We start from the raw sequence: 15,168 nt of genomic DNA, 5'->3' as shown, positions 1-15,168 counted from the left end.
TTAAGGAAACCAAATCACTCGCTACGCACCCGGATCATCGTGATCGGCGCCGTTGTCAGGCCGTCGCCGATCGCCTCTGCTCGTATTCCACCTTGAGCTCGTTCCTCAGGGCGAATTTCTGGATCTTGCCGGAGGCGGTGGCGGGCAGCCGCTCGCGGATCTCCAGTCGCTCCGGCACATACTGCCGGGCGAGCTGTTCACTTGCAAGGAACGCGCTCATCTCGGCAAAGTCGATGCCCTTCCCTTCCTTCGGCACGATGAAGGCGCAGGCCCGCTCCCCCAACCGGTCGTCGGGATAGGCGACGATCGCCACCTGCAACACGGCGGGATGTTTGTAGAGAAGCGCCTCGACCTCCACCACGGGGATGTTCTCTGCGCCCCGGATGATGACATCCTTGGACCGGCCGACGATACGGATATGGCCGTCCGCCTCCAGCCGCGCGATATCGCCCGTCTCGAACCAGCCCTCCGCATCGGTGGCGTTCAGATCGGGCCGCCTGAGATAGCCCGCGAAGTTGGAGCAGCCGCGCACAAACAATTCGCCCTCCTGCCCCGGCTGGACAGGCTTGCCTTCGGCCCCCCGCACCTGCACCTCCATGCCCCGGAGCGGCGCGCCGTCCGACCGGGCGGAGCGGTCCGGCGCGTCGTCGAGGGGCACCACCGTCACCGCCCCGTTCTCCGTCATGCCCCAGGCAGAAACGATCCGCGCGCCCAGCACCCGACCGGCGCGCTCCACCAGCGGGCCGGGTATCGCGGTTCCCGCACAAAGGAAGATCCGAAGGCTCCGGCTGTCGCTCGCCCCCTCCTCCACCGCATTGGTAAGGTCCATCAGGAAGGGGGTGGAGGCCATGGTGAAGGTCACACCCTCGCTCGCGATCAGGCCAGCTGCCAGCGTCCTGTCCCAGCTGTCCATCAGCACCATCCGCGCCTTCAGCATCACGGGCAGCAGGAAGCCATACATGAACCCGGTCTGATGCGCCATCGGAGAGGCCATCAGGATCACGTCCGATCCGTCCAGCCGCAGCCGCTCCGCATAGGCGAGGAGGTTGGAATACATGGTATTGGCCGTGTGCATCACGCCCTTCGGCTCGCCGGTCGTGCCGGAGGTGTAGATGAGCTGGCAGACGGCATTCGCATCGCCCCTGTCCCGCAGGCTCACCTCTCGCAGATCCGGCGCATCGTCGAGCGTAGGGTCCAGCAGCAGCGCCTCGAAACTGCCCTCCCCCTCGCACCCCGCGACGACGACATGCGAGAGGTCCGGCAGATCGGGGCGCAACGCTTCCGCCATCATCTCATGGTCGAAGCCGCGGAAGGTCTTGGGCACAACCAGCACCTTGGCCTCGCCATGGCGGAGCATGAAGCGGAGCTCCCGCTCCCGGAAGATGGGCATCACGGGATTGAACACGATGCCAAGCCGCCGACAGGCGATGTAGAGCACCACGAACTCCCACGAATTGGGCAGCTGGCAGGCCAGAACATCATCCCGCCGGAGGCCGAGCCGCCGGAGCCCCTCGGCCGCGCGCCAGGACAGGTGCTCGATCTCCGCCCATGTCAGATGTCGCGTCTCCCCCGTGCCCACGGTGACGCTGGTCAGCGCCCGCGCCTGCGGTGCTTCCGCCAGCGCCTCCTCGAAATAGTCGAGCAGCGTCTTGCCCGGCCAGAGGCCTTCCGCCTCCATCCGGGCGCGGCGCGGCTCTATCAGAACGGCATCGAAGTGCATGGTCTCCTCCCCCCTGCTTTCGGTCCGGTCAGGCGCCGACGGCGGCGCGTCCCGCCCGCTCCCGGGCGATGATATTCTTCATGATATGCGCGGTGCCGTCCCCGATCTGGAGGCCGAGCACATCGCGGAGCCGCTGCTCGAACGGCAATTCGTTCGAATAGGCGGCATGGCCGTGGATCAGCAGGCAGGCATGGATAGCCTCATAGGCCAGAAGCGGCGGCCACCACTTCGCCATCGCCGCCTCCGCCACATGGGGACGGCCCGTGTCCTTCAGCCACAGCGCGTTCAGGCACAGAAGCCGCGCCGCCTCCACCTTTGTGTCGAAATCGGCAAGCTGATGGGTCACGCCCTGAAACGCCGCAAGCAGTTTGCCGAACGCCTTCCGCTCCCCGATATAGGCCCATGCCTCGTCGAGCGATTGCCGCGCGGTGCCAAGACATTGCAGCCCGATCAGCGAACGGGAGAAGTCGAAGCCCTGCATGACCTGCACGAATCCCTGCCCCTCATCGCCGAGAAGGTGATCCGTCGGCACCTTCACATTGTCGAAGAAAATGGACCCCCGCCCGATCGCGTGCTGGCCGACATCAGTGAACCGTGTGGTGGAAATACCGGGCGTGTCCATCGGCACGAAGACCGCGGAAACCCCCCGCGCCCTGTCCTCCGGCCTGCCCGTCCGCGCGAATACGACCGTTCCCGCCGCCTGATCGGCCGCGGAGATGGAGGTCTTCTCGCCATTCAGAACATAGTGGTTGCCCGACCGCTCCATCTTCAGGCCGAGGTTCCCCGCGTCCGATCCGCCCCGCGGCTCGGTCAGGGCGATCGCCAGCATGATCTCCCCCGCCGTCAGCCGGGGAAGCCAGTCGCGCCGGATCTCCGGGTTCGCAAAGTTCGCGAGGATCTGGCCGTTCAGGGAAGCGAGGACGTTGATGTAGCCGAAGTTGAAATCGGCGCGCGCGATCTCCTCGATGATGACGCCGGAATAGATGCTGCCTGCTCCCAGGCCGCCCACCTCCTCCGGCAGTTCGGGCGCGATGAGGCCAAGGCTTCCCATCTCCCGCACCAGATCGGGGCCGAAGCTGCCCGATTTCTCCCGCGCACGGTAGCCGGGGGCGAGCTTCTCGCCCGCGAACTTGCGCGCGAGATCGCGGAGCGCGCTGAGGTCATCTGTGTCGAAAATCGTCGGTTGCACCCTGTCCTCCCAAACCGGTGCGGGTGGCGCTCCGGCCACCCGGCCTCCCTGCCTATTTCGCGTGCTTGCGGAAATCGGGCTTGCGCTTTTCGCGGAACGCGACGCCGCCTTCCCTGCTTTCGTCGGTGTCGTAATAGAGCGACAGCGCCCGCATCCCGAGCGCCGAGATACCCCGGATATTCTCGCTGTCGGCGTTGAACGACACCTTTGCCAGCGCCAGAGCCGTCGGGGAGCGCTCCATCAGTTCGGCCACCCAGCGGTCCACTTCCGCATCCAGCTCCTCATGCGGGACAACCGCATTCGCCAACCCCATGGCGAGCGCCTCCTGGGCGGTGTAGCGTTTGTTGAGATACCAGATCTCGCGCGCCTTTTTCTCCCCCACCACGCGGGCCAGATAGGCGGTGCCGAACCCCGGATCGACCGAGCCGACCTTCGGGCCGACCTGCCCGAACTGCGCCTTCTCCGAGGCGATGGTCAGGTCGCAGATCGTGGCCAGCACGTTGCCGCCGCCGATCGCAAATCCGTTCACCCGCGCAATCACCGGCTTCGGCACGTCGCGGATCAGCGACTGCAGCTCGTCGATCGGCAGGCCAATCACGCCGCGCCCGTCGTATTGCCCGTCATGGGCCGACTGATCCCCGCCGGTGCAGAACGCCTTGTCGCCTGCGCCGGTCAAGACGATCACCCCGACGGAGCGGTCCCAGCCTGCTGTCTGAAAGGCATGGATCAGCTCGTCCACCGTCTGTCCACGGAAGGCGTTGTACTTGTCGGGCCGGTTGATCGTGATCCAGGCAGCACCGCCGCGAATGTCGTAAAGGATGTCTTCGTAGGTCATCGTCTCCCCCTCATACGCCATGATTTCCCCTCACCCGTGCATCGTCAGACCGCCGGAGACCGAAATCACCTGACCGGTGATGAAGGCCGCGTCGTCGCTCGCGAAGAACAGGATCGCGCCCGGAAGATCGTCGGGCTGCCCAAGACGCCCCATCGGCACCGCTTTTGCGAATGCGCCGCGCAGCTTCTCCTTGTCGCCGGCCGCCTCCATGAACTGCTCCAGCATCGCCGTTTCGGTCACGCCCGGACAGACGGTGTTGAAGGTGATCCCGTGCCGCGCATGTTCCCGTGCCAGCGTTTTCGACAGCGCGATCACCCCGGCCTTGCAGGCGGAATAGACCGACTCGCCCGAAGACCCGCCCCGGCCGGCATCGGAGCCGATGGACACGACCCGTCCCGCCACGCCGCGCGCGACCATGGAGGCGAGTACCGGTTTGGTGATGTTCAGCACCGCCCGAAGGTTGATGTCGATGATCTTGCTCCAGAAATCCGGTTCCTGCTTCAGGAACGGCACGAACAGATCCCAGCCCGCGTTGTTCACGAGGATGTCGATGGGGCCGAACTCCGCCTCCACCCGCGCCACGGCGGCGCCCGTGGCCTGATAGTCGGTCAGATCGACGATCATCGCCGTGGCCTCACCACCCTCCGCGCGGATTTCCTCCACCACGCGGTTCGCGGCGGCTTCTCCGATATCCGCCACGACCACACGCGCGCCCTCTCCGGCAAAGCGCCTGCAGGTCGCGGAACCGATACCTCCGCCCCCACCCGTTATGACAACTACTTTACCTTTTAGGCCGCGCATTCTCGCCTCCTCGATTTCTCTCCGGCAGCAGGTTTTCCATAACGAAAGCGGTTTTAAGCGCCTTTTCTTTCGAATCCCGTGCTGCCTCCCTGAAGACAGGAAACACGTCTCCATAATATATGTCAACATATTTACGTTCATGCTTCATCACAGCTTGACGGAAGCCTCGCCAAGGAACATGTTGCCTCATGGCAAAAGACAGTGATCAGTTCAGGGATATGTCGCTCGGTTTGAGCAACCGGCTGTTCTTCCGGCTGTATCAATGCGCCAACATGTTGCACAAAACGGGCACGCGGGCGCTGGAAGATCACGGCATTACCACACAGCAATGGGCTGTGCTCGGCGCCCTGACACGGACAGGGTTCTCAGAGGGTGTGGCGGTGGGCGATCTTGCCGCTTTCCTGATGGTCAGCAGGCAGAATCTGGCAGGCGTTCTCTCCCGGCTGGAAGCGCTGGATTACGTGGAACGGGCGATCCACGCCCGTGATAACCGCTCCCGGCTGATTCGCCTTACGGCCAAGGGGCGGAGCCTCTGGGACGAGAACATGCGCCCCGTGATCGCCGATTACTATGAGCAGGCTCTTGCCGACTTCTCCACTTCCGACAAGATCCACATGATCCATTATCTGGACAAGATGCTCGGCAATTTCAGTGCGATAGACCCTGATACAGGGCCGCGGGACGCAAAAGACAGGTGATGCAAACGCGTCGCAATATGCGACGCAGGCCATACCTCGTTAACTTTGCCCTCCCCCTCGCCGGATTTCACCCCAGACTGCCTGCAAGAGTGCTGAACCACCTTCAGAAGCCGGGGGTCGCAATGATCCGTTCCGTATTTACAACCGCCCTGCCGTTCGCCGGCCTGCTTCTTGCAGGCGGCACCGTTGTTGCCGAGCCCCTGGGTCAGGATGCGACCGGCGCACTGCGCCCGAACCAGGCAGCGGTGGCGCGGGCGATCGCCGGGATGGAGCCGGAGGGCGCGCTCCCTGCCGCATTGGCGGAGTTGACCTCCTCCGACACGCGTCTCGCCTATTCCCTGCTGTCGGGGGAGGGTATCGCAAGCGCAAGGACGATGCTGCTCGATGACAGTGCCTTTCTCTCGCGCGGCATACTTCGGCGTGGTTCGGGGGCGGTGGAGACTTCGACCTTCGGTGACAGCGGGCTTTTCTGGCTGGACGGGGAATCGCGCAAGCTGCACGCTTCGGGAGACGGCAATTTCGCCACGTCGGGCTTCCGTTCCAGCGGCATCCGGCTCGGCGCGGACAGTGATTGGGAGGGTCTTCGGGCGGGGGTCGCGATCGGCTATAATGACGGGAGCTTCGACAGCCGCGACCGCCATACTTCTGCCACCGCCGACGGGCTGCACGCCGGGGTCTATGCGCTGGGAGAGCGCGGTGGGTGGAACCTGACCGGCGGCTGGACCTATGCGCGCTACGACCTTGACGAAGACCGCACCGTGTTGCTGGAAGAAACGATGCGAGTTCGCGGCAGTTCCTCCGCCAGCGCCCATCGCCTCTTTGCCGAAGCGACCCGCCCCGTTCAGCTCGAAGCGGTGGAAGTGGAGCCGGTGCTGGGCATTACGCAGACTTTTTTCCACGCGGACCGCTTTCGCGAGCGGGGCGCCGTCGCGGCCCTGAGCGTGGACGATCAGGATGCGTCGCTGACCACGCTGCGGCTGGGCGCGCGTGGCATATGGAATGTCGATATCGGCCCCTATCCGATGACCGCCCGGCTCGGGGCCGGCTGGGAGGGCAACATGGGCGACCGATCTACGCCCCTCACCGCTGCTTTCTCCGGTAGCCCCGCCTTCCGCGCGCGCGGCGTCGAACTGCCAGAGAACCTTCTGGATGTCGAAGCTTCGGTCAGCATCGCCGCGCTCAGGAACGGCACTGTCCAGATGGGATACGGCGGCCGCTTCGGAGATGATTTCGAGGACCACCGCGGCCGTGTCACCGTCGAGATTCGCTTCTAGCATGCTGCTGAAAAAGGCTTTTTGGCCTGTGTTGGGCGGAAATCGTTCGCCATCTGACGGAATCCAACCCGAAATCTAGACTTCCGGGCATTTCCGCGCCGATTTTCCTATTTCCGGCGCATACGCACGACACTTCAGGGCTTTTCAGCAGCCTGCTAGCGGGGTGCGAAGGCCAGCCCCTTGACCTGCGCGAAGACCGCCGCGCCCGGCGACAAGGCCAGATCATCCCATGATCTCCTCGTCACCCGTGACAGAAGTCGCGCACCCTCTCCCCCCGGCCCCAGCCCCAGCACCACGATCATCGCGGCGCCCTCCGCTTCCGCCGCAATAATGCGCGCGGGCAGGATGTTGAGGATGGAACTCCCCTCCGGCTGGCGTGTGGAAAGGCTCACATCCGCCGCGGAGATACGCAGGCGGACCGTGCCCATGCCCTCCCCGGGCGCGACCAGTTCCCCGCCATCAACGGCGATACGGATCAGCCCATAGGCCGCATCCTGGCCGATCACCCGCCCGGAAAGCGTGACTCCCGCCTCCGGCATCCGCAGCAGAGGCAATGAGGGATCGGATTCCAACTCCACAAGCGGGCCGGAAGCGCGCACCTTGCCCCGTTCCAGCAGCACCATGTGGGAGGCGAGACGCTCCACCTCCGCGATATCGTGGCTGACATAGAGGATCGGAACGGCCAGCCGGTCGCGCAGGCTTTCCAAATAGGGCAGAATCTCCGCCTTGGCCGCCCGGTCCAACGCGGCCAGCGGTTCGTCCATCAGCAGCAGTCGCGGCTGAGACAGAAGGGCACGTCCGATGGCCACCCGCTGCCGCTCTCCCCCCGACAGGGCAGAGGGCCCACGGTTGAGCAGAGGCGCAAGCCCGAGCAGAGACACGGCCTCGTCAAGGCGTATCTCCTCCCGCGCGCCGCCTGCCAGCGCCCGCCGGCGCCCGTAATCCAGGTTGGCCCGCACATTGATATGTGGAAAAAGGCTCGCCTCCTGAAAGACATAGCCGATGGGTCTGCGATGCACGGGCAGGAACGTCCTGTCGTCCTGCCAGATGTCATCCCCCAATGCGAAGCGCCCATCCAGCCGGTTCAACCCTGCGATCGCGCGCAATACGGAGGTCTTGCCTGAGCCGGACGGGCCAAAAAGCGCGGTGATGCCGGTGAGAGGCGCCGCGAACGCGGCATCCAGTGCGAAGGCGCCCAGGTGCCCCTTGAACACGGCCTGCATCCTGTCGCTCATCGCCCGGCCCGCGCCATCCGCCGCTCCAACAGAAACATGGCGAGAATGACGACGAAGGAGAACGCCAGCATGCCGCCCGCCAGCAGATGCGCCTCCCGCCAGCGCAGCGTTTCCACAAAATCGTAGATCGCGACGGAGAGCACTTTGGTCGTGCCCGGAATATTGCCGCCGATCATCAGCACCACGCCGAATTCTCCTATCGTATGCGCAAAACCCAGCACCGCACCGGTCATGAGACCCGGTCGCGCCAGAGGCAGCGCAACACTCAGAAAGGCGGCTAGCGGCGAGGCGCGGAGCGTCGCCGCCACTTCCATGGGCCGCTCGCCCATCGCCTCGAAGGCGTTGCGGATCGGCTGGACGACAAAGGGCATCGAATAGAGCACCGAACCGATCACCAGCCCCGGAAAGGTGAAGGCCAGCGTCCGCCCGCCCCACAGGCTCGCAATCCAGCCGCCCGGACCGGAAGGTCCGAGCGCGATCAGCAGGTAGAACCCCAGCACCGTCGGCGGCAGCACGAGCGGCAGCGCCACCACGGTGGCGACCGCTTCCTTCCACCGCGCGCGCGACCGCGCCAGCCACCAGGCGAGCGGCGTGCCGATGAACAGCAGGATGACCGTGGTGATCGTCGCCAGTTCAAGCGTCAGCCGGATCGGCTGCCAGAGTTCGGGCGACATCAGTTGGCCGGTACGCCGTCCTTGGCCAGGGCATAGCCGAACCGCTCGATCACCGCTGTCGCCTCCGGCCCCTTCAGGAAGTCGAGAAAGGCGCGGGCGGCCTCGTTGGACTCGCCGGTCTTCAGCAGCACCGCGTCCTGAAGGATCGGCTCATGATCCCCCGCCGGCACGATCCAGCGCGATCCCTCCTCCTTCGCGATCACCTGCGAAAGCGCCACAAAGCCCAGTTCCGCATTACCGGTCTCCACGAATTGCAGCGTCTGCCCGATGCTCGTCCCCTGAACGACCTTCGGGCGGAGCGTCTCCTCCACACCAAGCGCGGTCATCGTCTGAACGGCGGCGAGACCATAGGGCGCCGTGGCTGGATCGGCGATGGCGATCTTGTGGAACGCATCCGATTTCAGAACCTCCGGCCCGGTGACGAGGGCCGGATCCTTGCTCCACAGCACGAGTTGCCCGATGGCATAGGTGAACACCGTCCCGGGCACGCCGTATCCATCCTGCACCGCTTTCTCCGGCCGGATGTTGTCAGCGGCGAGGAAGACCTCAAAGGGCGCGCCCTGCGTGATCTGGGTGTAGAACTGCCCGGTCGCGCCGAAACTCAGCACCGCCTTGTGGCCGGTCTGCTGCTCGAACAGCTTGGCGATCTCCGTCGCGGGTTCGGTGAAGTTGGCGGCGACCGCGACATTGGTTTGCCCGGCGAAGGCGGGAAGCGCCGGGAGCACGGCGACAACGGCAGCAAAGAGCGTGTGTTTCATATCGGTTTCAATCTGTTGCGAAGATGATCTGTGACGGCTCGAAACGCGCCAGGGCAACGGTTCCGGGCGCAAGGCCTAGGGTGAGGAGCCGGGAGACAGGCGCCACGGCAACCAGTCGCGCGCCGATGTCCGGCCCGTCGGGAGGGCCGATATCCAGCGTGACCTCCCCCCTGGCATCGGCGCCGCGACCCTCCTCCATCTCGATGCTGACAACCCGGCCCAGCAAGCGGTTGCTACCGCTTTCCCCCGGCGGAAGCAGATGGACGAAAGGCGCTTTGATGAGGGCGAGGGCGTGGCGGCCCGGAAACAACCCAAGCTCAAGAAGGCTCGCGCGTGTGATCGCCGCCTCCACCAGTTGCCCTCCGGCGATGCGAAGGCGGACAAGCGCATTGAGGGGCCCGTCCTCCACGTCGATCACCACACCCGGCAGGGCGTTGCGGGCGCTGGTGCGGAAGAACCCGCCGCGCACGTGCCCCTTCTCCAGAACCGGACCTGCGGGATCGCTGAACAAGCGCCGGACTGCATCGGCGGTTTCCGCTTCCAGCCGGCGGAACGCTTCCACGAACCCGATCCCTTCGGGGGTGAGAGCGGCACCACCCCCCTCCGCGCCCCCTCGCTGCGACGCGACCAATGGCCGTCCCGCCAGCGTGTTGAGAGCGGAAACCCTGCTCCATGCGGCCTTGTAGCTCAGCCCGATGGCGCGGGCGGCGGCGGAGATGCTGCCCTCCCGCCCGATCGCCTCCAGCAACCGCACATGCTCGATCCCGGCGGGAGCGAGATCCGGTATGGCAAGCGAGACGGAGGAGGTGATGGCGGTCAAGGACAGGCTCCACAGGCGATATGTCGTCAGCTTACATATTGCCTGCGGCGCCGGTCAACAGCCCATTTCACATCGTCATGACAGCGGGTTAGCCTTCTGGCTGATCCTTCGGGGATGGTTCCGGCTCCCGCGCGGCCTCCTCCGCATCCGCCTCCGCCTGAACCGCCTCTGCGGCAACGCCATCCGGCAGCGCGTCGCTGTCCGGCGCATGGGCGAATTGCTGGCCTACCCGCTCGGTCAGGATGACGAAAGGCCGCTCCCGCCGCTCCGCAGGTGCGACATTGCGCACGCGCCAGAGGGTGAAGGCAATGAACAGCACCGCCGCCGTCGCCATGTAGGCAAAGACGAACGTGATCCCCCCGATCCCCCGCAGCCATGCGCCCAGCAGCGGCCCGAAGAAGGATGCCGTTCCGTTGATGAGGATGAGCTGCCCGCTCACCGACACGACCTTGTCGGGATCGACACGGTCATTCGCGTGAGAGACGGAAACCGGGTAGATCGTCGCCATGAAGCCGCCGAACAGGAAGGTTAGCACCAGCCGCATCCACCCCCCCGGCGGGATCAGGATCATGCCCAGGCACAGGATCGCCAGCACCCCCGCCAGCACCGCAGCCACGATCCTCCGGTCGAAGCGGTCGGATACGGCGCCAACCGGGATCTGAAAAGCCAGGCCCCCGAAGATCGCCGTCGCCATCAGCCGCGACACCTGTTCCGTCGTCGCCCCGGTGGCCTGGGCTTCGGCAGGCATCAGGCTGAAGAACGACGCGCTGATCAGACCTGATACCGCGCAGCCCGCAAAAGCCACGGGGGCCACGTGCTGCAACTCTCGCAGGCTCAACCGTGGGCCGGGCGTCAGCGTGGGCGGAATGCGGCGCGTCAGGCTCACCGGAAGCAGAGCGATGCAGAACAGGGCGGCGGCCAGCGAGAACAGCTCGAACCCGCCCGGCGCGGGCAAGGTGAGAACGAACTGTCCCAGCCCAAAGGTTGCATAGGTCGCCACCATGTAGATGGCAAAGATCGTCCCGCGGTTCTGTTGCGTCGTGGAGGCGTTGAGCCAGCTTTCCGCCGTCACGAACAACCCCGCACAGCCGATGCCGGTAAAGAGCCGGATGGCGATCCACGCCTCCGGCGAGGTGAATACCGGCTGGAGCGAGACCGAAGCCGCGACCATCCCCGCCAATGCGGCGAACATGCGGATATGGCCCACGCGCTGCAACACGCCGCTGACGGTGGCCGCGCCGATGGTATAGCCGCCGTAATAGGCCGCCAGCACCAGACCAGCCATCAGCGGGGCAAACCCCTCGCTCGCCGTTCGCATGGAAACGAGCGTGCCGAGATAACCGTTGGCGAGCTGGACGATGCTGATGCCGATGATCGTCGCGCCGACCGTCACAAGGATACGGTTGAAGGATCCCAAGGGCGATCTCCGTCTGATGGTCCGACTGACAGTAGGAAGCGGAAGCGGTCAGCCCAAGCTAGCGCGCACCACGGGTCGCGGGAAAGAGCAGATCCATGAACCGTTCGGCGGTGGGTCGTGGTTCATGATTTGCAAGCCCCGGCCTTTCGTTGGCCTCGATGAAGATATATTCGGGCGCCGTCGGATCGCTCACCATCAGGTCGATGCCCACAACCGGAATACCGATGGCCCGCGCTGCCCTGAGACCCGCGTCGACCAACTCGGGATGCACCTGCGCCGTGACGTCATGAATGGTGCCGCCGGTATGCAGGTTCGCGGCCTTGCGAACCGTGATGTCCTGCCCCTCCGCCGGCACGCTGTCGAGGTCGAGGCCCTGTCCCTCCAGACAGCGGCGCGTCTCGGCATCTATCGGTATCCGGCTCTCCCCGCCCGTGGCGGCCGACCGGCGGCGGGATTGCGCCTCGATCAATCGGCGGAGCGGCGTGCGCCCGTCCCCCGTCACCCGCGGTGGGCGGCGAAGCGCCGCCGCCACCAGCGCGCCATCAATGATGACGAGTCGCAGATCCTCTCCCTCATGGAACGCCTCCAGAAGCACCCGCTCCGATACGCTCCGCGCGGCACGGATGGCGGCTTTCAGGTCCTTCATCGTCGAAATGCCGATTGAAATACCGCGCCCCTGCTCCCCGCGCGCCGGTTTCACCACCAGCTTGCCATGGGTGACAAGGAATTGCTCCAGCGCCTCCTCCTCCGCATCGGCGTCGATCTGCGCGGGCACGGTGACGCGCGCGGCGCTTACCACCCGGCGCGTCACGGATTTGTCGTCGCAGATCGACATGGCGACCGCAGATGTCAGGTCGGACAGGCTCTCGCGGCAGCGAATGGACCGGCCGCCATGACTGAGACGGAAGAAGCCGCCCTCCGCATCCGTAACCTCCACCCGGATGCCGCGCCGCATCGCCTCGTCCACGATGAGCCGCGCGTAGGGATTCAGCGCCGCATGTTCCGCCGGAGGCTGCGCAAAATACCGTTCGTTGATCGCGTTCTTGAGCTTCACCGAAAAGAAAGGCACCCGGCGAAAGCCGAGCTTCCGATAGAGCCCTATCGCGCCCTCATTGTCGTGCAGCACCGAAAGGTCGATATAACTCAGCCCGCGGGCCTGAAAATGCTCGGCCAGCGTACGGACAAGCCGCTCCCCGATCCCGGGCTGCCGCGCCTGCGGATGAACCGCAAGGCACCAGAGCGAGGCCCCCCGCTCCGGGTCCGCAAAGAGACGCTCGTGATCGATGCCCGTCACCGTGCCCACGATCCGGCCCGTCTCCTCCTCCTGCGCGACGAAATGCGTGACGGAGCGGTTGTTGCGTTCCCCCTCCAGATAATCATGCCGGATCTGCACCATTCCCGCGGCGGCATAGACGGCATTCACACCCTCTGCATCCGCCTCCGCGATCATCCTGCGGATCGCGATGCCCTTGGGCTTTCGCCCGCCGGAGCGATAGGTGGACAGTTCCAGCCGGTAGGTGTGCGACGGATCGAGAAACACTTCCTGCGGCGCGAGCGACAGGAGCACATGCGGATCGCGGATGTGAAAGGCGATGTCCCGAGCGCCGGGCGCCTCCTTGCGCAGCTCCTCCAGCAGCGCCGCGTGGCTGGGGAATGTGGCGCCGAACAGCAGCCGCCCCCAGCCGCAGTCCAGCACCGCGCTTTCCCCCGGCACCGCATCCCGACGCAGGCGGTCGCGTTGCTCGTCTATCGTCGCCGGCGTGCGCAGGCGGGTCAGCCGGTGCGAGACGGCGCGCGTCCCCTTGCCGCGGGGACGAAGCCCCGACCGCTCCATCGTCATACGCCTTGCTCCTGAAGCCACAGTTCCAGAAGGCCCGCCTGCCAAAGCTCCGAGCCGCGAAGCGGGGTGATATGCTCCGACGGCGCATCGAACAGCGTCTCGAGATAGGCCGGCTGGAAGATCCCCCGCTCCCGCGCCGCTTGCGAATTCAGCGTGTCCTTCAGCATGTCGAGATAGGGACCGTCGATGTATTTCAGTTGCGGGACAGGGAAGTAGCCCTTCTTGCGGTCGATCACCTCGCTAGGGATGATCCGGCGCGCGACATCCTTCAGGATGCCCTTGCCGCCCTCGCGGAGCTTCTCTTCCACCGGAATACGCGCGGCCAGTTCCACCAGTTCATGGTCAAGGAAGGGCACTCGCGCCTCCAACCCCCAGGCCATGGTCATGTTGTCCACCCGCTTCACCGGATCATCGACGAGCATCACGTTGCTGTCGAGCCGCAGCGCCGCATCCACCGGAGTATCCGCGCCGGCGCGGAGCAGTTCCCCGGCGAGAAACTCGCCAGCCACATCCCGGTCCGCCATCCAGCGCGACTGGATCTGGCGGGCCAGCACGTCGTGGGGCCGGTCGCGGAAACCCTTGGCATAATCGCGCACGACATCGTTCGACTCGACCAGCGGAGGATACCAGTGATAGCCGCCGAAAACCTCATCCGCGCCCTGGCCAGACTGCACCACCTTGATATGCTTGGAAACCTCCTTGGAGAGCAGGTAGAAGCCCACGTTGTCGTATGACACCATCGGCTCCGACATGGCGGCGATCGTGCCCGGCAGAGCCGACATCAACTCGCCAGAGGGGACGAAGATCTTGCGGTGATCGGTCCCGAAATGCCGCGCGATGAGATCGGAATAGACGAACTCGTCGCCCTTCTCGCCATTCGCCTCCTCGAACCCCACGGAAAAGCTCATCAGCCCCGTCTGGCCCGCTTCCGCGAGCAGGCCGACGATCAGGCTGGAATCGACGCCGCCGGACAGCAGCACGCCCACCGGCACGTCAGACACCATGCGCCGCTTGACGGCGAGGCGGAGCGCGGCCAGAAGTTCCTCCTGCCAGTCCTCCCGCGTCATGCCGCCATCCTCGGCACGCCGCTCATACGCCGGATCCCAGTAGCGCCGGTCGGCAAAGGTGCCGTCGCGCTCATAGATGCGAATAGTCGCAGGCGGCAGCTTGCCGATCCCGGCGAGGATGGTGCGGGGCGCGGGCACCACCGCATGGAAGCTCATGTAAAACTGCAGCGCCACCCGGTCGATAGACGTGTCCACATCACCAGCGCGAAGCAGCGCCGGCAGCGCGGAGGCGAAGCGGACCTGCTTCCCGCGTTCCGAAAGATAGAGCGGCTTGATCCCGAACCGGTCGCGCGCCATCACCACCCGGCCCGTGTCGCGCTCATGGATGACGAAGGCGAACATGCCATGGAACCGCTCCACGCAACGCTCACCCCAGGCGTGCCACGCCTTCAGGATGACTTCCGTGTCGCCGTCGGAGAAAAAGCGATACCCCCTGCCCTCCAGTTCGGCGCGCAGGTCGCGGAAGTTGTAGATGCAGCCGTTGAAAACGATGGTAAGGCCAAGGTCCGCATCGATCATCGGTTGCTGCGACTTGTCGGACAGGTCCAGAATGCGCAGCCGCCGATGTCCCAGCCCGACATTGCCGCGCACCACGACCCCTGCTCCGTCCGGCCCGCGGGGCGCCAGAGCGTCCGCCATCATCGAAACCGCCGTGACCGAGGGCTGTGCGCCGTCGAACCGAATTTCTCCGCAAATACCACACATGAACTGGGCCTAGGCCTCCTTTGTCGTTACGCAAAAAGGTGCCGACGCCCGCAAAATCAGGCCGCAGGCTCGGCACATTCATAAGGCAAACCGACGGATACCCGATTGGTTCCATAAGAAAACCGGATGGATCGC

Annotated in this window: 13 protein-coding genes; 2 read left to right on the top strand and 11 right to left on the bottom strand. The window is 65.3% G+C overall.

The annotated features are described in order from the left end of the window. Positions 1–55: 55 nt before the first annotated feature. Genes aliA through RT513_RS05235 form a run of 4 tightly spaced genes read right to left on the bottom strand, consistent with a single transcriptional unit; the run spans position 56 to position 4,545 of the window. Positions 56–1,720 carry a cyclohexanecarboxylate-CoA ligase gene (aliA, locus tag RT513_RS05250; protein ID WP_290687698.1) on the bottom strand — a complete coding sequence of 555 codons (1,665 nt, stop codon included), beginning with the start codon at positions 1,718–1,720 and terminating at the stop codon, positions 56–58. Positions 1,721–1,748: 28 nt separating this feature from the next. Continuing rightward, positions 1,749–2,909: a cyclohexanecarboxyl-CoA dehydrogenase gene (aliB, locus tag RT513_RS05245; protein WP_290687695.1), complete on the bottom strand. Its 1,161-nt coding sequence runs from the start codon at positions 2,907–2,909 to the stop codon at positions 1,749–1,751. Positions 2,910–2,961: 52 nt separating this feature from the next. Next, a complete protein-coding gene (gene badI, locus RT513_RS05240; protein ID WP_088214195.1) occupies positions 2,962–3,744 on the bottom strand; it encodes a 2-ketocyclohexanecarboxyl-CoA hydrolase in 783 nt (260 codons plus the stop codon). A gap of 30 nt (positions 3,745–3,774) precedes the next feature. Continuing rightward, positions 3,775–4,545: an SDR family NAD(P)-dependent oxidoreductase gene (locus tag RT513_RS05235; RefSeq protein WP_290687689.1), complete on the bottom strand. Its 771-nt coding sequence runs from the start codon at positions 4,543–4,545 to the stop codon at positions 3,775–3,777. A gap of 188 nt (positions 4,546–4,733) precedes the next feature. On the opposite strand from RT513_RS05235, the gene RT513_RS05230 reads away from it, so the two are divergent. Both RT513_RS05230 and RT513_RS05225 read left to right on the top strand, forming a co-directional pair. Continuing rightward, positions 4,734–5,243, top strand: coding sequence for a MarR family winged helix-turn-helix transcriptional regulator (locus RT513_RS05230; protein WP_088214125.1), 510 nt, complete (start codon positions 4,734–4,736; stop codon positions 5,241–5,243). Between the two features lie 122 nt (positions 5,244–5,365). After that, a complete protein-coding gene (locus tag RT513_RS05225) occupies positions 5,366–6,517 on the top strand; it encodes an autotransporter domain-containing protein (RefSeq protein WP_290687686.1) in 1,152 nt (383 codons plus the stop codon). A gap of 155 nt (positions 6,518–6,672) precedes the next feature. Here the strand turns inward: RT513_RS05225 and modC are convergent, their stop codons facing one another. The 7 genes from modC to RT513_RS05190 form a co-directional block, all read right to left on the bottom strand. Continuing rightward, positions 6,673–7,752, bottom strand: coding sequence for a molybdenum ABC transporter ATP-binding protein (gene modC / locus RT513_RS05220; protein ID WP_290687684.1), 1,080 nt, complete (start codon positions 7,750–7,752; stop codon positions 6,673–6,675). After that, positions 7,749–8,426, bottom strand: coding sequence for a molybdate ABC transporter permease subunit (modB, locus tag RT513_RS05215; RefSeq protein WP_088214128.1), 678 nt, complete (start codon positions 8,424–8,426; stop codon positions 7,749–7,751). The genes modC and modB overlap by 4 nt, the downstream gene beginning before the upstream one ends. Further along, positions 8,426–9,184: a molybdate ABC transporter substrate-binding protein gene (gene modA / locus RT513_RS05210; RefSeq protein WP_290687682.1), complete on the bottom strand. Its 759-nt coding sequence runs from the start codon at positions 9,182–9,184 to the stop codon at positions 8,426–8,428. The genes modB and modA overlap by 1 nt, the downstream gene beginning before the upstream one ends. A gap of 7 nt (positions 9,185–9,191) precedes the next feature. Then, positions 9,192–10,004, bottom strand: a complete 813-nt coding sequence (locus RT513_RS05205) for a TOBE domain-containing protein (protein WP_290687681.1) — start codon at positions 10,002–10,004, stop codon at positions 9,192–9,194. A gap of 88 nt (positions 10,005–10,092) precedes the next feature. Continuing rightward, positions 10,093–11,421: an MFS transporter gene (locus RT513_RS05200; protein WP_290687679.1), complete on the bottom strand. Its 1,329-nt coding sequence runs from the start codon at positions 11,419–11,421 to the stop codon at positions 10,093–10,095. Positions 11,422–11,479: 58 nt separating this feature from the next. Further along, positions 11,480–13,261, bottom strand: a complete 1,782-nt coding sequence (gene ngg / locus RT513_RS05195; RefSeq protein ID WP_290687677.1) for an N-acetylglutaminylglutamine synthetase — start codon at positions 13,259–13,261, stop codon at positions 11,480–11,482. After that, positions 13,258–15,033 carry an N-acetylglutaminylglutamine amidotransferase gene (locus tag RT513_RS05190; RefSeq protein ID WP_290687675.1) on the bottom strand — a complete coding sequence of 592 codons (1,776 nt, stop codon included), beginning with the start codon at positions 15,031–15,033 and terminating at the stop codon, positions 13,258–13,260. The genes ngg and RT513_RS05190 overlap by 4 nt, the downstream gene beginning before the upstream one ends. Positions 15,034–15,168: the final 135 nt, after the last annotated feature.

Origin of the sequence: Haematobacter sp., assembly GCF_032102465.1 — a bacterium.
GTDB lineage: Bacteria > Pseudomonadota > Alphaproteobacteria > Rhodobacterales > Rhodobacteraceae > Haematobacter.
The sequence above is the reverse complement of the archived record's forward strand: the minus strand, read 5'-3'. Positions and strand labels throughout refer to the sequence as shown.